This is a genomic window from Streptomyces sp. NPDC057249, from assembly GCF_042669245.1.
Classification (GTDB): Bacteria; Actinomycetota; Actinomycetes; order Streptomycetales; family Streptomycetaceae; genus Streptomyces.
This window is the reverse complement of the sequence record NZ_JBHUXS010000004.1, coordinates 325,054-347,193: the sequence shown is the minus strand read 5'-3', so window position 1 is coordinate 347,193 and position 22,140 is coordinate 325,054. Positions and strand designations below refer to the sequence as shown.

Sequence of the window (22,140 nt, the reverse complement as noted above, 5' to 3'; positions counted from 1 at the left end):
CTAGTCGCGGGCCGCGGTGAGATGTTCCGCGTGTTCCTGGAGGGAACGGACGCCGACGTCTCCGTTGTTGAGGGCGTCGATGCCCTGGACCGCCGCGGCGAGCGCCTGGACCGTGGTCAGGCAGGGCACGGAGCGGGCGACGGCCGCGGTGCGGATCTCGTAGCCGTCGAGCCGGCCGCCGGTGCCGTACGGGGTGTTGACGATGAGGTCGACACCGCCCTCGTGGATCAGCTGGACGATGGTCGGCTCGCCGTTCGGGCCCTCGCCCTCGGACTGCTTGCGCACGACCGTGGCGTTGATGCCGTTGCGCTTGAGGACCTCGGCGGTGCCGGAGGTGGCCAGCAGCTCGAAGCCGTGGGCGACCAGCTCGCGGGCCGGGAAGATCATCGAGCGCTTGTCGCGGTTGGCCACCGAGATGAACGCGCGGCCCTTGGTGGGCAGCGGTCCGTAGGCGCCGGCCTGCGACTTGGCGTACGCGGTGCCGAACACCGAGTCGATGCCCATGACCTCGCCGGTGGAGCGCATCTCCGGGCCGAGGATGGTGTCGACGCCCCGGCCGTGGATGTCGCGGAAGCGCGACCACGGCATGACGGCCTCCTTGACGGAGATCGGCGCGTCCAGCGGCAGCGTGCCGCCGTCGCCGCTCTTCGGCAGCAGGCCCTCCTCGCGCAGCTCGGCCACGGTCGCGCCCAGCGAGATGCGGGCGGCGGCCTTGGCGAGCGGGACCGCGGTCGCCTTCGAGGTGAAGGGCACGGTCCGGGACGCGCGCGGGTTGGCCTCCAGGACGTAGAGGATGTCGCCGGAGAGCGCGAACTGGATGTTGATCAGGCCGCGGACGCCGACGCCCTTGGCGATGGCCTCTGTGGAGGCGCGCAGCCGCTTGACGTCGTGCCCGCCGAGGGTGATCGGGGGCAGGGCGCAGGCGGAGTCGCCGGAGTGGATGCCGGCCTCCTCGATGTGCTCCATGACGCCGCCGAGGTAGAGCTCGGTGCCGTCGTAGAGGGCGTCGACGTCGATCTCGATGGCGTCGTCGAGGAAGCGGTCGACCAGGACCGGCCGGGTGGGGCTGATCTCGGTGGACTCGGAGATGTAGGCGGAGAGCCGGGTCTCGTCGTACACGATCTCCATGCCGCGCCCGCCGAGCACGTACGAGGGGCGTACCAGGACGGGGTAGCCGATCTCGTCGGCGATCTCCTTGGCCTCGGCGAAGGTGGTGGCGGTGCCGTGCTTGGGGGCGGGCAGGCCGGCCTCGGCCAGGACGCGGCCGAAGGCGCCGCGGTCCTCGGCGGCGTGGATCGCCTCCGGGGAGGTGCCGACGACGGGCACGCCGTTGTCCTTGAGCGCCTGCGACAGGCCCAGCGGGGTCTGGCCGCCGAGCTGCACGACGACGCCCGCGATCGGGCCCGCCAAGGACTCCGCGTGCACGATCTCCAGCACGTCTTCCAGCGTCAGCGGCTCGAAGTACAGGCGGTCGGAGGTGTCGTAGTCGGTGGAGACCGTCTCCGGGTTGCAGTTGACCATCACGGTCTCGTAGCCGGCGTCGCTGAGCGCGAAGGAGGCGTGGACGCAGGAGTAGTCGAACTCGATGCCCTGGCCGATGCGGTTGGGGCCGGAGCCCAGGATGATCACCGCGGGCCTGGTGCGGGACGCGACCTCGGTCTCCTCGTCGTAGGAGGAGTAGAAGTACGGGGTCTTCGCGGCGAACTCGGCGGCGCAGGTGTCGACCGTCTTGTAGACCGGGCGGATGCCGAGCGCGTGGCGGACCTCGCGGACGACGTCCTCGCGCAGGCCGCGGATCTCGGCGATCTGGACGTCCGAGAAGCCGTGCCGCTTGGCCTCGGCCAGCAGCTCGGGGCCGAGCTTGTCGGCGCCGGCCAGCTCGTCGGCGATCTCCTTGATCAGGAAGAGCTGGTCCACGAACCAGGGGTCGATCTTCGTGGCGTCGAAGACCTCTTCCTGGGTGGCGCCGGCCCGGATCGCCTGCATGACGGCGTTGATGCGGCCGTCGGTCGGGCGGACCGCCTCGGCCAGCAGCTCGGCCTTGTCGCCGGGCTCGCCGGTGAAGGTGAACTGCGAGCCCTTCTTCTCCAGGGAGCGCAGGGCCTTCTGCAGGGCCTCGGTGAAGTTCCGGCCGATCGCCATGGCCTCGCCCACCGACTTCATGGTGGTGGTGAGGGTGGAGTCGGCGGAGGGGAACTTCTCGAAGGCGAAGCGCGGGGCCTTGACGACGACGTAGTCGAGGGTCGGCTCGAAGGAGGCCGGGGTCTTCTCGGTGATGTCGTTGGGGATCTCGTCCAGCGTGTAGCCGACGGCCAGCTTGGCGGCGATCTTGGCGATCGGGAAGCCGGTGGCCTTCGAGGCGAGCGCCGAGGAGCGGGAGACGCGCGGGTTCATCTCGATGACGATGACGCGGCCGTCGGCGGGGTCGATCGCGAACTGGATGTTGCAGCCGCCGGTGTCGACGCCGACCTCGCGGATGATCGCGATGCCGATGTCGCGCAGCCGCTGGTACTCGCGGTCGGTGAGGGTCATCGCCGGGGCGACGGTGATCGAGTCACCGGTGTGGACGCCCATCGGGTCGAAGTTCTCGATGGAGCAGACGACCACGACGTTGTCGTTGCGGTCGCGCATCAGCTCCAGCTCGTACTCCTTCCAGCCGAGGATGGACTCTTCGAGCAGCACCTCGGTGGTCGGGGAGAGCGTGAGGCCCTGGCCCGCGATGCGGCGCAGCTCCTCCTCGTCGTGCGCGAAGCCGGAGCCGGCGCCGCCCATGGTGAAGGAGGGGCGGACGACGACGGGGTAGCCGCCGAGCGTCTCGACGCCGGCGAGGACGTCGTCCATGGAGTGGCAGATGACCGAGCGGGCGGACTCGCCGTAGCCGATCTTCTCCTTGACGGCCTCCACGACGCCCTTGAAGAGGTCGCGGTCCTCGCCCTTGTTGATGGCCTCGACGTTGGCGCCGATGAGCTCGACGCCGTACTTCTCCAGCACACCGTTGTCGTGCATGGAGATCGCGGTGTTCAGCGCGGTCTGGCCGCCCAGAGTGGGCAGCAGCGCGTCGGGGCGTTCCTTCGCGATGATCTTCTCGACGAATTCCGGGGTGATCGGCTCGACGTAGGTGGCGTCGGCGATCTCCGGGTCGGTCATGATCGTCGCCGGGTTGGAGTTCACCAGGATGACGCGCAGGCCCTCGGCCTTGAGCACGCGGCACGCCTGGGTGCCGGAGTAGTCGAACTCGGCGGCCTGCCCGATGACGATCGGGCCGGAGCCGATGACCAGGACGGACTGGATATCGGAGCGCTTAGGCACGCTGGCCCTCCATCAGGGAAACGAAGCGGTCGAAGAGGTACGCGGCGTCGTGCGGGCCGGCGGCCGCCTCGGGGTGGTACTGGACGCTGAAGGCCGGCCGGTCGAGCAGCTGGAGGCCCTCGACGACCTGGTCGTTCAGGCAGACGTGGGAGACCTCGGCCCGCCCGTAGGCGGTGTCGGAGACCTCGTCGAGGGGGGCGTCGACGGCGAAGCCGTGGTTGTGCGCGGTGACCTCGACCTTGCCGGTCGAACGGTCCTGCACGGGCTGGTTGATTCCGCGGTGGCCGTACTTCAGCTTGTACGTGCCGAAGCCGAGCGCGCGGCCCAGGATCTGGTTGCCGAAGCAGATGCCGAAGAGCGGGGTCTTCCGCTCCAGGACGCCCCGCATCAGCGCGACGGGGTGGTCGGCGGTGGACGGGTCGCCGGGGCCGTTGGAGAAGAAGACGCCGTCCGGGGCGACCGCGTAGACCTCCTCCAGGGTGGCGGTGGCGGGCAGCACGTGGACCTCGATGCCGCGCTCGGCCATCCGGTGCGGGGTCATGCCCTTGATGCCCAGGTCCACCGCGGCGACCGTGAACTTCTTGGTGCCGATCGCGGGGACGACGTACGCCTCCTTGGTGGCGACCTCGGCGGACAGGTCGGCGCCCGTCATCTCGGGGGCCTCCTGGACGCGGGCCAGCATCGCGGCCTCGTCGGCGACCGCGTCGCCGGAGAAGATGCCGACGCGCATGGCGCCGCGCTCGCGCAGGTGGCGGGTGAGGGCGCGGGTGTCGACGCCACTGATGCCGACGACGCCCTGGTTCGCCAGCTCCTCGTCGAGGGTGCGGCGGGAGCGCCAGTTGGAGGGGGTGCGGGCGGGGTCGCGGACGACGTAGCCGGAGACCCAGATCCGCTGGGACTCGGGGTCCTCGTCGTTGACGCCGGTGTTGCCGACGTGCGGGGCGGTCATCACGACGACCTGGCGGTGGTACGAGGGGTCGGTCAGCGTCTCCTGGTAGCCGGTCATGCCGGTGGAGAAGACCGCCTCGCCGAAGGTCTCCCCCACAGCCCCGTAGGCGCGGCCGCGGAAGGTGCGGCCGTCCTCCAGGACGAGTACGGCGGGAACCTGGGCTCCCCGGGTGGAGGTCGTCATCGTGCGATGCCTTCCGTAGTGCTGGTGAGGTGGTTGACGGCGTCGACCCAGACGGGGTGCTCGGCCGAGTGGTCGGAGCGGAATCCGGAGTCGATCAGCCGGTCGCCGAGCGCCCAGGTGATGACGAGGAGTCCGCCCTCGGGCAGGACCTTGCCCGCCAGTGCCTTTTCGGTGCGGGCGCCGCGCAGGTCGGCGGCCGGGACGAAGAAGTCCGAGGCGCCGGGCCGTACGACGTCGAGGCCCTCGGCGGTGAGGGTGAGCTCGACGCGGCTGCGGGTGCCGAGGCCGTGGGCGACGATCCGGTCGAGCCACTGCCCGGCCGTGGTCGACGCGTGGTAGCGGCCGGAGAGGGTGAGCAGCTTCTCGCCGTCCGCGGAGCCCGCCGGCGCGGTGGCCGGGGCGGGCAGGTCGGACTGGAGGTTGCCGCGCCACTTCCAGCCTTGGCGCATCAGCCAGTAGACGAACACGACGAGGACGACGAGTCCGATCACCCAGCTGATCCGTGCGGACCAGTCGGTCACTTCCGCCGACTTCTGCTCGGCGGCCAGTTGGTACAGGGTCTGTGTTGTCACGCGAGCTTCCCGTCGACGACCGTGGCACGGCCCCGCAGGAAGGTGTGGGTCACTCGGCCCGGCAGCTCGCGCCCCTCGTACGGGGTGTTGCGGCTGCGGGAGGCGAAGCCCGCGGGGTCCACCTCTCCACGGTATGCCGGATCGACCAGCGTGAGGTTGGCAGGCTCACCGGCCGAGACGGGGCGGCCGTGTCCTTCGAGCCGTCCGATGGCCGCGGGGCGCGCCGACATGCGGTCGGCGACGCCGGCCCAGTCGAGCAGCCCGGTCTCGACCATCGTCTGCTGGACGACGGAGAGCGCGGTCTCCAGGCCCACCATGCCCATGGCCGCCGCGGCCCACTCGCAGTCCTTGTCCTCGTGCGGGTGCGGGGCGTGGTCGGTGGCGACGCAGTCGATCGTGCCGTCGGCGAGCGCCTCGCGCAGGGCCATGACGTCGGCCTCGGTGCGCAGCGGCGGGTTCACCTTGTAGACGGGGTTGTAGCTGCGGACCAGCTCGTCGGTGAGGAGCAGGTGGTGCGGGGTCACCTCGGCGGTGACGTTCCACCCCTTGGACTTGGCCCAGCGCACGATCTCCACGGAGCCCGCGGTCGACAGGTGGCAGATGTGGACCCGGGAGCCGACGTGCGCGGCGAGCAGGACGTCGCGGGCGATGATCGACTCCTCGGCGACGGCGGGCCAGCCGCCGAGGCCCAGCTCGGCCGAGACGACGCCCTCGTTCATCTGGGCGCCCTCGGTGAGGCGGGGCTCCTGGGCGTGCTGGGCGACGACGCCGTCGAACGCCTTCACGTACTCCAGGGCGCGGCGCATGATGACCGCGTCGTCCACGCACTTGCCGTCGTCGGAGAAGACCTTCACGCCGGCGGCGGAGTCGTGCATGGCGCCGAGCTCGGCGAGCTGCTTGCCCTCCAGGCCGACGGTGACGGCGCCGACGGGCTGCACGTCGCAGTAGCCGGACTCCTTGCCGAGGCGCCAGACCTGCTCGACCACGCCGGCGGTGTCGGCGACCGGGAAGGTGTTGGCCATGGCGTGGACGGCGGTGAAGCCGCCGGCCGCGGCCGCCTTGGTGCCGGTGAGGACGGTCTCGGAGTCCTCGCGGCCGGGCTCGCGCAGATGGGTGTGCAGGTCCACCAGACCGGGGAGCAGGACGCGGCCGGCCGCCTCGATCACGGTGGCGTCGCCGGCGTCGAGGCCGGTGCCGACGGCGGCGATGGTCTCGCCGTCGATGAGGACGTCCTGCGGGTCGCCGCCGAGTACCTTCGCGCCGCGGATAAGGATCTTGCTCATGGTTACTTGTTCTCCTCGGTACGGGCGGGGGTGGGCGACGGGTGGGCGGACTCGTAGCCGCCGAGCAGCAGGTACAGCACGGCCATGCGGATGGAGACGCCGTTGGCGACCTGCTCCACGACCGTGCAGCGGTCGGAGTCGGCGACCTCGGCGGTGATCTCCATGCCGCGCACCATCGGGCCGGGGTGCATGACGACGGCGTGCTCGGGCATCTTCGCCATGCGCTCGCCGTCCAGGCCGTAGCGCCGCGAGTACTCGCGCTCGGTCGGGAAGTAGGCGGCGTTCATCCGCTCGCGCTGCACACGCAGCATCATCACAGCGTCGGACCGGTGCAGCACGTCGTCCAGGCTGTAGCTGACGTCGCAGGGCCACTGCTCGACGCCGACCGGGACCAGGGTGGGCGGGGCGACGAGGGTGACATGGGCGCCGAGCGTGTTGAGCAGGTGCACGTTGGAACGGGCGACCCGGCTGTGCAGGATGTCGCCGACGATGGTGATCCGGCGGCCGTCGAGGTCCTTGCCGAGCCCGGCGTCGGCGCCGACGAGCCGGCGCCGCATCGTGAAGGCGTCCAGCAGGGCCTGGGTGGGGTGCTCGTGGGTGCCGTCGCCCGCGTTGACCACGGCGCCGTCGATCCAGCCCGAGGTGGCCAGCCGGTACGGGGCTCCGGAGGCGCCGTGGCGGATGACGACCGCGTCGGCGCCCATGGCCTCCAGGGTGAGGGCGGTGTCCTTGAGGGATTCGCCCTTGGAGACGGACGAGCCCTTCGCGGAGAAGTTGATGACGTCGGCGGACAGCCGCTTGGCCGCCGCCTCGAAGGAGATGCGGGTACGGGTCGAGTCCTCGAAGAAGAGGTTGACGACGGTCCGGCCGCGCAGGGTCGGGAGCTTCTTGATCGGCCGGTCCGCGACCCTGGCCATCTCCTCGGCGGTGTCGAGGATCAGGACGGCGTCGTCGCGGGTGAGGTCGGCGGCCGAGATGAGGTGACGCTTCATCTGGGTGTTCTCCGGGTGGCTGGAGGTTTCAGGCATGCGGGCGCGCGGAAGCCGCCGCACGGCGGGCGGCCGTACGGCGGGAAGCTAGCGCTCGACCGCGGGGGCGGCCTGCTCGACCCCGAGCAGCACGGCGTCGCGGCCGTCCTCCTCGGCGAGCTGGACCTTGACCGTCTCCCGCAGCGACGTGGGGAGGTTCTTGCCGACGTAGTCGGCGCGGATCGGCAGTTCACGGTGGCCGCGGTCGACGAGGACCGCGAGCTGGACCGCGCGGGGCCGGCCGATGTCGCCGAGCGCGTCGAGGGCGGCGCGGATCGTGCGGCCGGAGAAGAGGACGTCGTCCACCAGGACGACCAGGCGGCCCTCGATGCCCTCTCCGGGGATCTCGGTGCGGGCCAGGGCGCGCGCGGGGCGCAGCCTCAGGTCGTCGCGGTACATGGTGATGTCGAGGGAGCCGACCGGCATCGTGCGGCCGGTGATCTCTTCGAGCTTGGCGGCGAGCCGGCGGGCGAGGAAGACCCCGCGGGTCGGGATGCCGAGGAGCACCACGTCGTCGGCGCCCTTGGCGCGTTCGACGATCTCGTGGGCGATGCGGGTCAGGACCCGGGCGATGTCGGGAGCCTCCAGAACGGGGCGTGCCGCATTGCCGGTGGCGTCGTGCTGTGCGTCCATAAGAAACGGACCTCCTTCTCCGCCTCACGGGACGGACCTTAAAGGACGTCGAAATTGCGTCGTCCACGTTACCAGGGCCGCTGCCGGAGTTCGCCCCCACCCCTGGGAAGAGCCGGTACGGACCATCTCAGCTTGACGCGACCAAGTAACGCTGCGTAACCTCACAGTGAGTTACCAGCCACGCGGCCCAGCCGCGTACGTTCCAGCGTCCGGGGAGCCTTATGTCCAGCGAATACGCAAAACAGCTCGGGGCCAAGCTCCGTGCCATCCGCACCCAGCAGGGCCTCTCCCTCCACGGCGTGGAGGAGAAGTCCCAGGGCCGCTGGAAGGCCGTCGTGGTCGGTTCGTACGAGCGCGGCGACCGTGCCGTGACCGTGCAGCGCCTTGCCGAGCTGGCGGACTTCTACGGCGTCCCGGTCCAGGAGCTCCTGCCGGGCACGACGCCCGGCGGTGCCGCCGAGCCGCCGCCGAAGCTGGTCCTCCAGCTGGAGCGCCTGGCGCACGTGCCGCCGGAGAAGGCCGGCCCCCTCCAGCGTTACGCGGCGACGATCCAGAGCCAGCGCGGCGACTACAACGGCAAGGTGCTGTCGATCCGCCAGGACGACCTGCGCACGCTGGCCGTGATCTACGACCAGTCGCCTTCGGTGCTGACGGAGCAGCTGATCAGCTGGGGCGTGCTCGACGCGGACGCGCGCCGCGCCGTCGCCCACGACGAGGGCTGAGCAGCCCCTCGGAGAAACGTGCCGCCGGGCTCGGCGGGGCTCCTCACGGACGCCCCGCCGGGCCCGGCTTCTCTCGTACGCCCCGGAGGCGCGGGAGGACATGCCGAAGGGCCCACGGCATCAGCCATGGGCCCTTCGTCGGCGGAACGCCGCCGGGTCACTGCTCCCGGCGGAGATTCGGCTTGAGGTCCTTGAAACGGGCCAGCAGGCCGTTCACGAAGGACGGGGAGTCGTCGGTGGAGAACTCCTTGGCGATCTGCACCGCCTCGTCGATGACCACCGCGTCCGGGGTCCCGTCCACCCAGATCAGCTCGTACGCGCCGAGCCGCAGGATGTTCCGGTCGGCGACCGGCATGCGGTCGAGCTCCCAGTCCACGGCGTAGGTCACGATGAGGTCGTCGATGCGGTCCGCGTACTGCGCGTACCCTTCCACGAGCTCCATCGTGTACTCGGTGACCGGCGGCTGGCGGGTGTCGGACCGCGAGTGCCGTACCCAGTCCGCGAGGACCGTCAGCACGGACTCGCCGCGCTGGTCGGCCTCGAAGAGGATCTGGAAGGCACGCTTGCGTGCCGTGTTACGAGCAGCCACGACTACTTGTTCACCCGGCTGAGGTACTCGCCGGAGCGGGTGTCGACCTTGATCTTCTCACCGGTGGTGATGAAGAGCGGAACACCGATCTCGTAGCCGGTCTCCAGCGTGGCCGGCTTGGTGCCGCCGGTGGAGCGGTCGCCCTGGACGCCCGGGTCGGTGTGCTGGATGGTCAGCTCGACGGCGGCCGGCAGCTCGACGTAGAGCACCTCGCCGTCGTGCTGGGCGACGGAGGCGGTGAAGCCCTCGATCAGGAAGTTGGCGGCGTCGCCGACGGCCTTGCGGTCGACCATCAGCTGGTCGTAGGTGTCCATGTCCATGAAGACGAAGTACTCGCCGTCCATGTACGAGAACTGCATGTCGCGCTTGTCGACCGTGGCCGTCTCGACCTTGATGCCGGCGTTGAAGGTCTTGTCGACGACCTTGCCGGAGAGCACGTTCTTGAGCTTGGTGCGCACGAAGGCCGGGCCCTTGCCGGGCTTGACGTGCTGGAACTCGACGACGGACCAGAGCTGGCCTCCGTCGAGCTTGAGCACCATGCCGTTCTTGAGGTCGTTCGTGGAAGCCACGGTTGCAGAATCTCCTGGGCTGAAGCTGGTGGAACGACCGAGAAACGCGCGCTAGAGCGCGAGCAGCTCCTTGGTCGTAATGGTGAGTAGCTCGGGTCCGCCGTCCGCCTCGGGGCGCACGACGAGCGTGTCATCGATCCGGACCCCGCCCCGGCCCGGGAGGTGGACCCCCGGTTCGACGGTGACCGGCACACAAGCGTCCAGTTTACCCATGGCGGCGGGTGCCAGCTGCGGGTCCTCGTCGATTTCGAGCCCCACCCCGTGGCCCGTGAAGGGCGCCAGGCCCTCGCCGTGGCCGGCGGAGTCCAGGAGATGGCGGGCGGCCCGGTCCACTTCGCGGTACTCGGCGCCGGGCAGCAGGGCCTCGCGGCCGGCCCGCTGAGCGGCGAAAACCAGCTCGTACAGCTCGATCTGCCAGTCGGCGGGCGCCGTTCCGATGACGAAGGTCCGGCCGATCTCGCAGCGGTAGCCCCGGTAGTTGGCGCCCAGGCAGACCGAGAGGAAATCTCCTTCTTCCACCCGCCGGTCCGAGGGCCGGTGGCGGCCCCGCCCGGAGTGGGGGCCGGTGGCGACGGAGGTCGCGAAGGCGGGGCCGTCGGCGCCGTGGTCAACCAGCCGGCGCTCCAGCTCCAGCGCCAGGTGGCGTTCGGTGCGGCCGACGAGGATGGATTCGAGGAGTTCGCCCAGTGCCTGGTCGGTGATCTCGGCCGCGATCCGCAGGCAGCCGATCTCCTCCTCGTCCTTGACGATGCGCAACTGCTCGACCGTCGCGCCCAGGTCGGCCAGCCGCAGCTTCGGGGCGACCGAGGCCATGGCCCGGTGCCGGGCGACCGTCAGGTCGTGCTCCTCGACGGCCAGCGACTCCGCACCGGCCCCGGCGGCCACGTCGGCGGCGGCGACCACGGGGTCCCCGCCGGCCACCGGCAGCAGGTCGACCCGCAGGTGCTCGTCGGTGCGCCCGTCGGCCGGGTCGGCGGTCGGCGGGCGGGGGCAGAGCAGGACGTCCTCCCCTGGGCCGAGCAGCAGCACGGCCCCCGGGGGCGCGCCCCCGGCCAGGTAGCGGACGTTGGCGGGGCGGGAGACCAGGGCGGCCGCGGATCCGACTGCGGCGCACCGGTCGCGGAGCAGCCCGCGTCGGACGGCGTACACCTCTGACATGCGTCGAGCGTACGAGCGCGGCGCCGGGCCCGCCCGGCGGGCGCATCCGACCGGGGGTCGGACGGCCGAGGGCGGGGCGGGCGCCGCCGCCTCACCAGGCGGGAGGGCTGGCCAGCGAGCGGGCGAGTATGTCGTCCAGCACCCGGGCGGTGGTCTCCACGTCGTACGTCGAGTTGTCGATGATCGGGAGTCCGGAGCCGTACCAGCCGGCCATCCGGCCGTGGATGCGGGCGACCTCCTCGTCGGAGAGGCGGCGGTTGCCGCTGCGCTCGGCGTTGCGCTCCAGGACGATCTCCAGGCCGGGCAGCAGCACCACGGGCAGGAGCCCGGGGCCGACGTGCCGCTTCCAGCCGCCGAGGCCGACGACCGGCCGGTCGGGGAAGACCGCGTCGTCCAGGATGCAGGAGATCCCGTTGGCCAGGAAGTTGCGGGCGGCGAAGCCGCAGGTGCGGCGGGCCAGGCGGTACTGGGCCTCCGACTGGTCGTTCCAGCCGGCCTGCGGGTCGGCGAAGCCGGAGCAGACCCACTCCCGGACGTCGTCCAGGCTGACGTGGGCGGTGGGCACCCGGCGGCGGGCCGCCCAGAGCCGGGCCACGGTGGTCTTCCCGGCGCCCGCCGGGCCGATGAGGAGCACCGCGAGCGTCGCGTTGCCCGTGCCGGGCTCGGCGGGCGGCGCGGGCAGCGGGACGGGTCTGCCGGGCGGCAGCTGGATGTGCCCGGTGGTCTCGCGGGCGGCCGGGGCCGGGGCCTGCTGCGGTGCCGGTCCGCTCCAGCCGTGGCCCTGCGGCACGGGCGGGCCCGCGGGCGGCGGGCCGGGGTGCCCGCCGGGCGGGCCGGCCGGGGGCTGGTGCGGCGGGCCGGGGTGCTGGGCCTGGTGCGGCCAGCCGGCGGGGCCGTTTCCGGGGCCCTGGGGCGGAGGCAGCGGGGCCCCCACTGCGTGCTGCATCCGGTGCAACTCCGTCTCGTACAGGCAACTGGCGCTGGTGCAACGGCAACCGTACCTTCCCCGGCCGCCACACGGACAACGGCCGGGGAGGGCCCGGGGTGCCCGCGAGCCGGTACGGGCCCTGCTCAGTCCGCGAGTTCGTCCGCCAGGGCGCGCAGCGCGAGCCGGTAGGAGCCGATGCCGAATCCGGCCACGGTCCCGGTGGCGACCGGGGCGATCACCGAGGTGTGGCGGAATTCCTCCCGTGCGTACGGGTTCGAGATGTGGACCTCGATCAGCGGGGCGGTGCGCTGGGCGGCCGCGTCCCGCATCCCGTACGAGTAGTGCGTGAAGGCACCGGGGTTGATGACGACCGGAATCGATCCGTCGGCGGCCTCGTGGAGCCAGCGGATCAGCTCGCCCTCGTCGTTGGTCTCGCGCACGTCGGCGTCGAACCCCAGCTCCTTGCCGAGCGTGCGGCACGCCTCCACGAGCCCGGCGTACGACGTGGAGCCGTAGACGTCGGGCTCGCGGGAGCCGAGCCGGCCGAGGTTGGGGCCGTTGAGCACGAGGACCCGGCGGGTCATGCCGCGACCTCCCCGTAGGCGGCGAGCAGGACGGCCGGGTCGGGGCCCTCCAGGACGGCGGGCTTGCCGAGGCCGTCCAGGACGATGAAGCGCAGCAGGTCGCCGCGCGACTTCTTGTCGACCTTCATGTTCTCCAGCAGCTTCGGCCACTGGTCGCCCCGGTAGGTGAGCGGCAGCCCGACGGACTCCAGGATCGCGCGGTGCCGGTCGGCGGTGGCGTCGTCCAGGCGGCCGGCCAGCCGGCCCAGTTCGGCGGCGAAGACCATGCCGACCGAGACGGCTGCGCCGTGCCGCCACTTGTAGCGCTCGTTCTTCTCGATCGCGTGGCCCAGGGTGTGGCCGTAGTTGAGGATCTCGCGGAGCCCGGACTCCTTGAGGTCGCTGGAGACGACGTTCGCCTTGACCCGGATGGAGCGTTCGATCAGCTCCGCGGTGTGCGGTCCGCCGGGCGTACGGGCGGCCTGCGGGTCCTGTTCGATCAGGTCGAGGATCACCGGGTCGGCGATGAAGCCGGCCTTGATGATCTCGGCCATGCCGGAGACGTAGTCGTGGACCGGCAGCGAGTCCAGGGCGGCCAGGTCGCAGAGGACCCCGGCCGGCGGGTGGAAGGCGCCGACGAGGTTCTTGCCCTCGGCGGTGTTGATTCCGGTCTTGCCGCCGACGGCCGCGTCGACCATGCCGAGCACGGTCGTCGGTACGGCGATCCAGCGGACTCCGCGCAGCCAGGACGCCGCGACGAAGCCCGCCACGTCGGTGGTGGCGCCGCCGCCGACGCCGACGATCACGTCGGTACGGGTGAAGCCGGTCTGGCCGAGCGCCTTCCAGCAGTAGGCGGCGACCTCGACAGTCTTGGCCTCCTCGGCGTTGGGCAGCTGGATGGCGATCGCCTCGTAGCCCTGGTCGGCGAGGTCCTGGCGGACCGCCTCGCCGGTCTCGGCGAGCGCCTCGGGGTGGAGGACGGCGACGCGCTTGGCCCGCTCACCGATGAGCCCGGGCAGCTCACCGAGGAGCTGCCGGCCGATCAGTACCTCGTACGGGTCGGTGCCCGCGCTGCCGGCGATGCGGACGCGGGTGGGTGCCTGCTGGGTCATGGTGTGTTCTCCCGGCCGGACGGGGCCCCGTCCGGCAGCTCCAGTGCGTCGAGGACCGCCTGGGCGACCTCTTCGGGTGTGCGCTCGTCGGTGGCGACGACCGTGCGGGCGACCTCGGTGTAGAGGTGCCGGCGGGCCTCCATCAGCTCGCGCCACTGCCGGCGCGGGTTGACCGCGAGCAGCGGGCGGGCGGTGTTGAGCCCGACCCGCTTGACCGCCTCGTCCACGTCCATCGAGAGGTAGACGACCGGGTGGCCGGCGAGCAGCGCGCGCGTCGACTCGTCCAGGACGGCCCCGCCGCCGAGCGAGAGGACGCCGGTGTGCTCGGCGACGGCGGCGCGGACGGCGTCCCGCTCCAGCGCGCGGAAGTGGTCCTCGCCCTCGTCGTAGAAGATCTCCGCGATGGGCTTGCCCGCGGTCGCGACGACGTCCGCGTCGGTGTCCCGGTAGCCGGTGCCCAGGCGGCCGGCGAGCAGTTCGCCGACCGTGGACTTGCCGACGCCCATGGGGCCGACCAGGACGACCAGGGGACCGGTCATCGGATCTGGAGGTGGTCGAGGTACGACCGCACGTTGCGGCGGGTCTCGGGGACGCTGTCGCCGCCGAACTTCTCCGCCACGGCGTCGGCCAGGACCAGGGCGACCATCGCCTCCGCGACGATCCCGGCGGCCGGGACGGCGCAGACGTCGGAGCGCTGGTGGTGGGCCTTGGCCGGCTCACCGGTCACCACGTCGACCGTGGCCAGGGCGCGCGGCACGGTGGCGATCGGCTTCATCGCGGCGCGGACGCGCAGCAGCTCACCGGTGGTGAGTCCGCCCTCGGTGCCGCCGGCCCGGCCGGAGGCGCGCTTGATGCCGTCCTCGGTCACCAGGATCTCGTCGTGCGCCTTCGAGCCCGGCACCCGGGCGAGGTCGAAGCCGTCGCCGACCTCGACGCCCTTGATGGCCTGGATGCCCATGAGCGCGCCGGCGAGGCGGGCGTCGAGGCGGCGGTCCCAGTGCACGTGCGAGCCGAGGCCGACGGGCACGCCGTACGCCAGCACCTCGACGACACCGCCGAGGGTGTCGCCGTCCTTGTGGGCCTGGTCGATCTCGGCGACCATCGCCTTGCTCGCGTCGGCGTCGAGGCAGCGCACCGGGTCGGCGTCGAGCCGCTCCACGTCGGAGGGGACCGGGTAGACCCCGTACGGCGCCTTGGCGGCGGCCAGCTCCACGACGTGGCTGACGATCTCGATGCCCGCGGTCTCCTTGAGGTAGGACCGGGCGACGGCGCCGAGGGCGACGCGCGCGGCGGTCTCCCGGGCGCTGGCGCGCTCCAGGACCGGGCGGGCCTCGTCGAAGCCGTACTTCTGCATGCCGGCGAGGTCGGCGTGGCCGGGGCGGGGCCGGGTCAGCGGGGCGTTGCGGGCCTGGGCGGCCAGCGCCTCCGGGTCGACCGGGTCGGCCGACATGACCTGCTCCCACTTGGGCCACTCGGTGTTGCCCACCATCACGGCGACCGGGGAGCCCATGGTGAGGCCGTGCCGGACCCCGCCGAGGAAGGTGACCTCGTCCTGCTCGAACTTCATCCGCGCACCGCGGCCGTAACCGAGCCGCCGCCGGGCGAGCGCGTCCGCCACCATCTCCGTGGTGACCGGGACGCCGGCGGGAAGGCCCTCCAGCGTCGCCACCAGTGCGGGGCCGTGCGACTCCCCCGCGGTCAGCCAGCGCAACCTGCTCAACGGTGCTCCTCATGCTCGCGCCTGAAATCCAGCGGCGCGACCGGGTGCGCGGCCCTGGCCCGCCGCCCCCGATCCTCCCACGGCCGGGGCCCCCGGCCCGCCGCCGGTCCAGCAGACGGACGGCGCGGGCGGGGCGGGCGGAGGTCAGCGGGCGGCCAGCGCCTCTTCCCCCGCCTTGCGCATGGCGGCGAGCGGGGCGGGCGAGCGGCCCGCCATCTGCTCGACCTGGAGGACCGCCTGGTGCACGAGGAGGTCGAGACCTCCGACGACTGCGCCGTCGCGCTCCGCCCAGGCGGAGGCGAGCCGGGTGGGCCAGGGCTCGTACAGCACGTCGAAGAGGGTGCCGGGCCGCTCCGGTACGGCCTCGGCCAGCGCGTCGGCCGCGCCGGCGGGGGTGGTCGCGATGACGAGGGGCGCGGTCAGCGCCCGGTCCGCCTCGGCCCAGTCGGCGACGCGGACGTCGACGCCGAGCCGTTCGCCCCAGCCGCGCATCTCGTCGGCGCGGGCCGCGCTGCGGACGTACGCGGTGACGGGTCCGGCGCAGATCGCGGCGAGGGCCGCCAGCGCGGAGGACGCGGTGGCGCCGGCGCCGAGGATCGCGGCGGACTCGACCTTCTCGACGCCCCGTTCGCGCAGGGCGGCGGCCATGCCGGGGATGTCGGTGTTGTCACCGGTGCGGCGGCCGTCCTCGCCGAAGACCACGGTGTTGACGGCCTCGACGGAGGCGGCGGTGTCGGTGATCCCGTCGAGCAGGGGGATGACGGCCCGCTTCAGCGGCATGGTGAGCGAGAGCCCGGCCCAGCTCCCGTCCAGCCCTTCGAAGAACCCGGGCAGCGCCTGCTCGTCGACCTCGAACCGGTCGTACGACCAGTGGTCGAGGCCGAGTTCGGCGTACGCGGCCCGGTGCAGGACCGGGGAGAGCGAGTGGGCGATGGGCGAGCCGAGGACGGCGGCGCGGCGGTGTGTGCTCACTGCCCGGACTGCTCCTTCTCGTACTTCTCCCGGTTCCGGTTGTGCTCCTTGTTGGTCACGGCGAAGAGCGTCTTGTCCTCGGTCACCGACACGAAGTAGTACCAGGGGCCCGGGGTGGGCTTGATCGCCGAATGCAGGGCGGCCTCGCCGGGGTTGTTGATGGGGCCCGGCGGCAGACCGTGGATGTAGTACGTGTTGTACGGGTGCTTGAAGTTCCGCTGCTGCGACACCGGACCGATGTCGAGCGTGCTCGACTTCTTCGCGTAGTTGACGGTGGAGTCGAAGTCGAGCAGCCCGTTGGTCTCGACGTTGTTGGGCTTCAGCCGGTTGTAGACGACCCGGGCGACCTTGTCGAAGTCGTGCTTGTACTTGCCCTCCGCCTGGACGAGGCTGGCGACGGTGATCAGCTCCCAGGGGCTCTTGAGCTTCAGCTTCCTGGCGTTCTCCGCCAGGTCCGCCTTCTCGTACTCCTCGTTGGCGCGGGAGACCATCGACTTGAGGACGGTCTCCGGCTTCATGCCCTTGGTGACCGGGTACGCGGCCGGGTAGAGGAAGCCCTCCAGGGGGTCGATGACGTCCTTGTGGCCCTTGGCCCAGCCCGGCAGGCCGAGGTCGTCGGCCTTCTTCTCGGCCACCTTGGCGGTCGTCCCCTCGGCGACGCCGAGTTTCTTGTCGACCGAGGCGTACACCAGCCGGTTCGGCGTGCCCTCCGGGATGATCAGAAGATTCTGGCTCTTCGGGTCCACCATCATCTTCACGGCCTCGGCCGCCGACATCTGCGCGTGCAGGAGGTAGACCCCGGCCTGGATTCCCTTCCCCTTCGGGTTCTCGTTCTGCGCCGAGACGAAGGCGTCGACGCTCTTCACGACGCCCGCCTTCTTCAGGATGTTGCCGATGTCGTACCCGTACGCGCCCTTCGGGATCTCCACCTCGACCGAGCCCGAGCCGCTGCCCGAGTAGTCGGGGGCGGGGCCGAAGCGGTCCTGGTAGAAGGAGTAGCCGTAGTAGCCCGCGCCGCCGACGCCGGCGACCAGGACGAGGGAGACGGCCAGGCACGCGCAGCCGCTGCGGCCCTTCTTCTTCTTGCCCTTGCCCCGGCGTTCGCCGCCACCGTCGCGGGTGTCGCGGTCGTCGTCACCGTCTTCGTCGTAGTCGTCGTCCCGGGGCGCCTTGCGGCCGTCCTTCTCGTCCACGCCCGTGAAGAAGGGGTGGGTCTCCTCCGGCTGCTCCGCCGGGTCCCAGTCCGGGGCCGGCTCCGGCTCCGCGGCCGGTGCGGCCTCGCGGCGGCCCGGGGGCTGCGGCGGCGGGTAGGCGTCGGGGGTGCCGTAGTAGTCGTTCGACTCGTCGTAGCCGTACGTGGCGACGGGCTGGCCCTCGTACGGCGGCACCGCCTGCGCGCCCGTGTCCCAGCCGGTGTCGTAGCCGGGCTGCGGCTGCTGGGGCTGCTGCCCGTACGGGTCCTGCGGGTGCTGGTTCCCGTACGGGTCCTGCGCGTGCTGGTTCCCGTACGCCTGCTGCTGGTACTGCTGCTGTGCGTACGGGTCCTGCTGCTGTGCGGCGTAGGGGTCCTGCTGCTGGTGCTGCTGCGCGGCGTACGGGTCCTGCTGCGCGTACGGGTCGTGCGACTGCTGCTGCTGGTACGGGTCGTACTGGCCCTGCGGGTACTGCTGCTGGGTGCCGTACTGGTTCTGGTCGTCGTACTGGGCCTGGCCGTGGGCAGGCTGCTGGCCGCCCCACCCCTGGTCCCCGTACAAGGGGTCCTCGGGATGCCACGGTTCGGAGCCGGGGCCCCGGCCATACTCAGTCATCGATCCCCTTGAGCCGCGAGACGATGTTCCGCCTCTTTGCTGTGCGGTGTTTGTTCGAACACCGCCGCATCGCGCGGAACGTTACCGTATTGCGATCAGACCACTACTTCGACGGCCTCGCCCGGCGGATTGCCCGAAGCACGCTCCGACTCCAGAGCGTTCTGCAGGATCACCACAGCGGCAGCCTGGTCGATGACGGATCGGCCCTTTTTGGACTTCACGCCTGAGGCGCGCAGCCCCTGGCCGGCCGTCACTGTGGTCATCCTCTCGTCCAGCAAGCGCACCGGAATGGGTGCGACCGCTCGGGCGAGCACATCGGCGAAGGCGCGGACCTTGACGGCCGCCGGGCCCTCGCCGCCGCCCAGGGAGCGCGGCAGCCCGACGACGACCTCGATCGGTTCGTACTCCGCGACGAGCTGTCCGAGCCGCCGGTGGGCGGCCGGGACATCGCGTCCCGGCACGGTCTCCACCGGCGTCGCGAGGATGCCTTCGGGGTCGCAGGAGGCGACCCCGATCCGGGCGTCCCCGACGTCGATCGCCAGCCGGCGACCGCGGCGCATCCGCGTCATGTCCGGCGTCACGCCGTCTCGGTGACGAGGCGTTCGACGGCGGCGACGGCATCGCCGATCGCCTCCGGGTTCTGGCCGCCGCCCTGGGCGACGTCCGGCTTGCCGCCGCCCCCGCCGCCGAGGGTCTTCGCGGCGGTGCGGACGAGGTCGCCGGCCTTGAGGCCGCGCTCGCGGGCCGCCTCGTTGGTCGCGATGACCGTCAGCGGGCGCCCGTTGGCCGTCGTGAACAGCGCGACGACGGCCGGACGGCCGCCCTGGATGCGGCCGCGCACGTCGAGGACGAGCTTGCGCAGGTCGTCGGCGGACGTACCGTCCGGCACCTGGCCGGTGACCAGGGCGACGCCCCGGACGTCGATCGCGGAGTCCACGAGACCGGCGGCGGCCGCGAGGACCTTCTCCGCGCGGAACTTCTCGATCTCCTTCTCGGCGTCCTTCAGCTTGCCGAGCATGCCCGCGATCTTCTCCGGGAGTTCCTCGGAGCGGCCCTTGACCAGCTCCTGGAGCTGGGCGACGACCGTGTGCTCCCTGGCCAGGAAGTTGTACGCGTCGACGCCGACCAGGGCCTCGATGCGGCGCACGCCGGAACCGATGGAGGACTCACCGAGCAGCTTGACCAGGCCGAGCTGGGCGGTGTTGTGGACGTGCGTACCGCCGCAGAGCTCCTTGGAGAAGTCCCCGATGGTGACGACCCGGACCCGCTCGCCGTACTTCTCGCCGAACTCGGCGATGGCGCCCTGCTTCTTCGCCTCGTCGATCGACATGACCTCGGCCTGCACGTCGAGCTCGCGGGCCAGGACCTCGTTGATCTTCTGCTCGACGTCGGTGAGGACCGTGCCGGGAACGGCGGCCGGCGAACCGAAGTCGAAGCGGAAGCGGCCCGGGGAGTTCTCCGAACCGGCCTGGGCGGCCGTGGGGCCGAGCGCGTCGCGCAGCGCCTGGTGCGTGAGGTGCGTGGCGCTGTGGGCGCGGGCGATGGCGCGGCGGCGGGTGGAGTCGATGGCCGCGTACGCGGACGCGCCGACCGTGACCTCGCCGACCTGGACGGAGCCCTTGTGCACGGAGACGCCCGGGACCGGCTGCTGGACGTCGCGGACCACGATCACGGCGCCGCTGTCGAGCCGGATGCGGCCCTGGTCGGCGAGCTGGCCGCCGCCCTCGGCGTAGAACGGGGTGCGGTCGAGGACGACCTCGACCTCGTCGCCCTCGGTGGCGGCGGGCGAGGGGACACCGTCCACGAGGAGGCCGACGATCGTCGACTCGCCCTCGGTCATGGTGTAGCCGGTGAACTCGGTGACGCCGGAGGTGTCGGCGACCTCGCGGTAGGCGGAGAGGTCGGCGTGGCCGGTCTTCTTGGCCTTGGCGTCGGCCTTGGCCTTGGCCCGCTGCTCCTGCATGAGCCGGCGGAAGCCGTCCTCGTCCACGGAGAGCCCCTGCTCGGCGGCCATCTCCAGGGTCAGGTCGATCGGGAAGCCCCAGGTGTCGTGGAGCAGGAACGCCTTGTCCCCGGCGAGGACCGTGCCGCCCGCGGCCTTGGTCTCGGTGACGGCGGTCTCCAGGATGTTGGTGCCGCCCTTGAGGGCCTTGAGGAAGGCGGCCTCCTCCGCGAGCGCGACGGTCTCGATGCGCTTGCGGTCGGTGATCAGCTCCGGGTACTGCTGCCCCATCGTGTCGACCACGACGTCGACCAGCTCGCGGACGACGGAGCCGGTGGCGCCCATCAGGCGCATGTTGCGGATGGCGCGGCGCATGATGCGGCGCAGCACGTAGCCGCGGCCCTCGTTGCCGGGGGTGACGCCGTCGCCGATGAGCATGACGGAGGTGCGGATGTGGTCGGCGACCACGCGCAGCGAGACGTCGGTGGACTCGGCGGCGCCGTAGCGCACCCCGGTCAGCTCGGTGGCGCGGTCCATGACGACGCGCAGGGTGTCCGTCTCGTACATGTTCTGCACGCCCTGCAGGATCATCGCGAGGCGTTCCAGGCCGAGACCGGTGTCGATGTTCTTGGAGGGCAGGTCGCCGAGGATCGGGAAGTCGTCCTTGCCCTCGCCGGCGCCGCGCTCGTACTGCATGAAGACCAGGTTCCAGATCTCCACGTACCGCTCGTCGTTGACGGCCGGGCCGCCCTCGACGCCGAACTCGGGGCCGCGGTCGTAGTTGATCTCGGAGCACGGGCCGCACGGGCCGGGGACGCCCATGGACCAGAAGTTGTCCTTCTTGCCCAGGCGCTGGATGCGCTCGGCCGGGACGCCGATCTTGTCGCGCCAGATGGCCTCGGCCTCGTCGTCGTCCAGGTAGACGGTGATCCAGAGGCGCTCGGGGTCGAGCCCGAAGCCGCCGTCCGCCACGGAGCTGGTCAGCAGCTCCCAGGCGTACGCGATGGCGCCTTCCTTGAAGTAGTCGCCGAACGAGAAGTTGCCGCACATCTGGAAGAAGGTGCCGTGCCGGGTGGTCTTGCCGACCTCCTCGATGTCCGGCGTGCGCACGCACTTCTGCACGCTGGTGACGCGCGGCGCGGGCGGCTTGACCTCACCGAGGAAGTAGGGCTTGAACGGCACCATGCCGGCGGGGACCAGCAGCAGAGTCGGGTCGTCCGCGATGAGCGACGCCGAAGGGACAACGGTGTGACCGCGCTCCTCGTAGAAGCTCAGCCAGCGGCGACGAATTTCTGCCGACTCCATCAGTGGTCCTCATTCCGGTTGTACGAGTGGTAGGGGAGCGTGCGGTACATGGCGGGGTCCGCGTCGGCCGCCTCGACGGCCGGGCGGCGGGCCGGCGGCAGTTCCCGGGGGTCCGCCGCTTCGAGGCCCAGCGCCTCGCCGAGTTCGGCCTCGCGCCTGACCATGCCCTCGCGGACGTCCAGCGCGAAGTCCTTGAGCTTGTGACCGGCCACGATCGCCTTGTCCGCGGCCTGCGCCGCGAGGCTTTCGGGGGTCAGCTGCTTGATCTTCCGGTTGACCTTGGTGGTGGCCCACACGCCGGCGGCTGCGCCGGCGGTGAACCAGAACGTACGGCGGAACATCGCTGCGTCAGTCCTTCGATCCGCGGGAATTTCGGCCGCCGCGCTTCCTGCCGCGCGCGGAGGGGACGGTCCGGCCGACGATCACCGAGCGCCGGGTCCGCGCCTCCGGTTCGGGGGCGGACCGGCGGCCGATGGCCTGCCGGACCCCGTAGCCGAACGCGGCGACCTTGACCAGGGGCCCGCCGAAGGTGGAGGCGACCGTGGTGGAGAGCGCGGAGGCGTTGGAGGTGACTTCCTGCACGTCCGTCGCGATGGCGTCGACCTTGTCGAGCTGGGTCTGCGCGGAGCGTACGGTCGCGGAGGCGTCCGCGAGCAGGGGGACGGCCTGTTCGGTCACGTCCGCCACGAGTTTGGTGGTCGCCCTGAGCGTCTGGGCGAGCCTCACCAGCACGACGGCGAGGAACGAAACCAGGATCGCCCAGAAGACGGCCACCAGCATCCCGGCCACCTCACC

General features: G+C 71.7%; 21 protein-coding genes. 1 reads left to right on the top strand and 20 read right to left on the bottom strand.

Annotation, left to right across the window (positions count from 1 at the left end):
• The 6 genes from carB to pyrR all read right to left on the bottom strand — a co-directional run bounded on the left by carB (nt 1) and on the right by pyrR (nt 7,957).
• On the bottom strand, nt 1-3,309 hold the full coding sequence (gene carB, locus ACFUJY_RS10310; protein WP_383297250.1) for a carbamoyl-phosphate synthase large subunit: 3,309 nt from the start codon (nt 3,307-3,309) through the stop codon (nt 1-3).
• Entirely contained in the window at nt 3,302-4,441 is a 1,140-nt protein-coding gene (gene carA / locus ACFUJY_RS10305; RefSeq protein WP_383297247.1) for a glutamine-hydrolyzing carbamoyl-phosphate synthase small subunit, read from the bottom strand. The genes carB and carA overlap by 8 nt, the downstream gene beginning before the upstream one ends.
• Nucleotides 4,438-5,013, bottom strand: a complete 576-nt coding sequence (locus tag ACFUJY_RS10300) for a hypothetical protein (RefSeq protein ID WP_383297244.1) — start codon at nt 5,011-5,013, stop codon at nt 4,438-4,440. The genes carA and ACFUJY_RS10300 overlap by 4 nt, the downstream gene beginning before the upstream one ends.
• A complete protein-coding gene (locus ACFUJY_RS10295) occupies nt 5,010-6,296 on the bottom strand; it encodes a dihydroorotase (protein ID WP_383297242.1) in 1,287 nt (428 codons plus the stop codon). The genes ACFUJY_RS10300 and ACFUJY_RS10295 overlap by 4 nt, the downstream gene beginning before the upstream one ends.
• Before the next feature lie 2 nt (nt 6,297-6,298).
• The gene (locus ACFUJY_RS10290) at nt 6,299-7,288 is read right to left on the bottom strand and encodes an aspartate carbamoyltransferase catalytic subunit (protein WP_383297475.1); all 990 of its coding nucleotides are present in this window, start codon (nt 7,286-7,288) and stop codon (nt 6,299-6,301) included.
• Between the two features lie 84 nt (nt 7,289-7,372).
• A complete protein-coding gene (pyrR, locus tag ACFUJY_RS10285; protein WP_383297239.1) occupies nt 7,373-7,957 on the bottom strand; it encodes a bifunctional pyr operon transcriptional regulator/uracil phosphoribosyltransferase PyrR in 585 nt (194 codons plus the stop codon).
• A gap of 221 nt (nt 7,958-8,178) precedes the next feature.
• Between pyrR and bldD the strand changes: the two genes are divergently transcribed.
• Nucleotides 8,179-8,679, top strand: a complete 501-nt coding sequence (gene bldD / locus ACFUJY_RS10280; protein WP_018103903.1) for a transcriptional regulator BldD — start codon at nt 8,179-8,181, stop codon at nt 8,677-8,679.
• Between the two features lie 157 nt (nt 8,680-8,836).
• Here bldD and nusB read toward each other — a convergent pair whose 3' ends face one another.
• From nusB to ACFUJY_RS10210, 14 genes are all read right to left on the bottom strand, one after another.
• Complete coding sequence (gene nusB, locus ACFUJY_RS10275; protein WP_365684107.1) at nt 8,837-9,268, bottom strand: transcription antitermination factor NusB; 432 nt, start codon at nt 9,266-9,268, stop codon at nt 8,837-8,839.
• A 2-nt stretch (nt 9,269-9,270) separates the two neighbouring features.
• Entirely contained in the window at nt 9,271-9,837 is a 567-nt protein-coding gene (gene efp / locus ACFUJY_RS10270) for an elongation factor P (protein ID WP_365684109.1), read from the bottom strand.
• Nucleotides 9,838-9,888: 51 nt separating this feature from the next.
• The gene (locus ACFUJY_RS10265) at nt 9,889-10,995 is read right to left on the bottom strand and encodes a M24 family metallopeptidase (RefSeq protein ID WP_383297234.1); all 1,107 of its coding nucleotides are present in this window, start codon (nt 10,993-10,995) and stop codon (nt 9,889-9,891) included.
• Between the two features lie 91 nt (nt 10,996-11,086).
• The gene (locus ACFUJY_RS10260) at nt 11,087-11,941 is read right to left on the bottom strand and encodes a Pro-rich N-terminal domain-containing protein (protein WP_383297231.1); all 855 of its coding nucleotides are present in this window, start codon (nt 11,939-11,941) and stop codon (nt 11,087-11,089) included.
• A gap of 125 nt (nt 11,942-12,066) precedes the next feature.
• A complete protein-coding gene (gene aroQ, locus ACFUJY_RS10255; protein WP_018103898.1) occupies nt 12,067-12,507 on the bottom strand; it encodes a type II 3-dehydroquinate dehydratase in 441 nt (146 codons plus the stop codon).
• A complete protein-coding gene (gene aroB / locus ACFUJY_RS10250) occupies nt 12,504-13,598 on the bottom strand; it encodes a 3-dehydroquinate synthase (protein ID WP_383297228.1) in 1,095 nt (364 codons plus the stop codon). Before aroB ends, aroQ begins: the two co-directional genes overlap by 4 nt.
• Nucleotides 13,595-14,137, bottom strand: coding sequence for a shikimate kinase (locus ACFUJY_RS10245; RefSeq protein WP_383297225.1), 543 nt, complete (start codon nt 14,135-14,137; stop codon nt 13,595-13,597). Before ACFUJY_RS10245 ends, aroB begins: the two co-directional genes overlap by 4 nt.
• On the bottom strand, nt 14,134-15,318 hold the full coding sequence (aroC, locus tag ACFUJY_RS10240) for a chorismate synthase (RefSeq protein ID WP_383297223.1): 1,185 nt from the start codon (nt 15,316-15,318) through the stop codon (nt 14,134-14,136). Before aroC ends, ACFUJY_RS10245 begins: the two co-directional genes overlap by 4 nt.
• A gap of 144 nt (nt 15,319-15,462) precedes the next feature.
• Nucleotides 15,463-16,290: a shikimate dehydrogenase gene (locus ACFUJY_RS10235; protein ID WP_383297221.1), complete on the bottom strand. Its 828-nt coding sequence runs from the start codon at nt 16,288-16,290 to the stop codon at nt 15,463-15,465.
• Nucleotides 16,287-18,098 carry an endolytic transglycosylase MltG gene (mltG, locus tag ACFUJY_RS10230; protein ID WP_383297218.1) on the bottom strand — a complete coding sequence of 604 codons (1,812 nt, stop codon included), beginning with the start codon at nt 18,096-18,098 and terminating at the stop codon, nt 16,287-16,289. The genes ACFUJY_RS10235 and mltG overlap by 4 nt, the downstream gene beginning before the upstream one ends.
• Before the next feature lie 95 nt (nt 18,099-18,193).
• The gene (ruvX, locus tag ACFUJY_RS10225) at nt 18,194-18,667 is read right to left on the bottom strand and encodes a Holliday junction resolvase RuvX (RefSeq protein WP_383297473.1); all 474 of its coding nucleotides are present in this window, start codon (nt 18,665-18,667) and stop codon (nt 18,194-18,196) included.
• Between the two features lie 8 nt (nt 18,668-18,675).
• On the bottom strand, nt 18,676-21,345 hold the full coding sequence (gene alaS, locus ACFUJY_RS10220) for an alanine--tRNA ligase (RefSeq protein WP_383297215.1): 2,670 nt from the start codon (nt 21,343-21,345) through the stop codon (nt 18,676-18,678).
• Nucleotides 21,345-21,686 (bottom strand): DUF6167 family protein, encoded by a 342-nt coding sequence (locus ACFUJY_RS10215; protein ID WP_383297213.1) that lies wholly within the window; start codon nt 21,684-21,686, stop codon nt 21,345-21,347. Before ACFUJY_RS10215 ends, alaS begins: the two co-directional genes overlap by 1 nt.
• Before the next feature lie 7 nt (nt 21,687-21,693).
• Complete coding sequence (locus ACFUJY_RS10210; protein ID WP_383297471.1) at nt 21,694-22,134, bottom strand: DUF948 domain-containing protein; 441 nt, start codon at nt 22,132-22,134, stop codon at nt 21,694-21,696.
• Between the last annotated feature and the right edge of the window lie 6 nt (nt 22,135-22,140).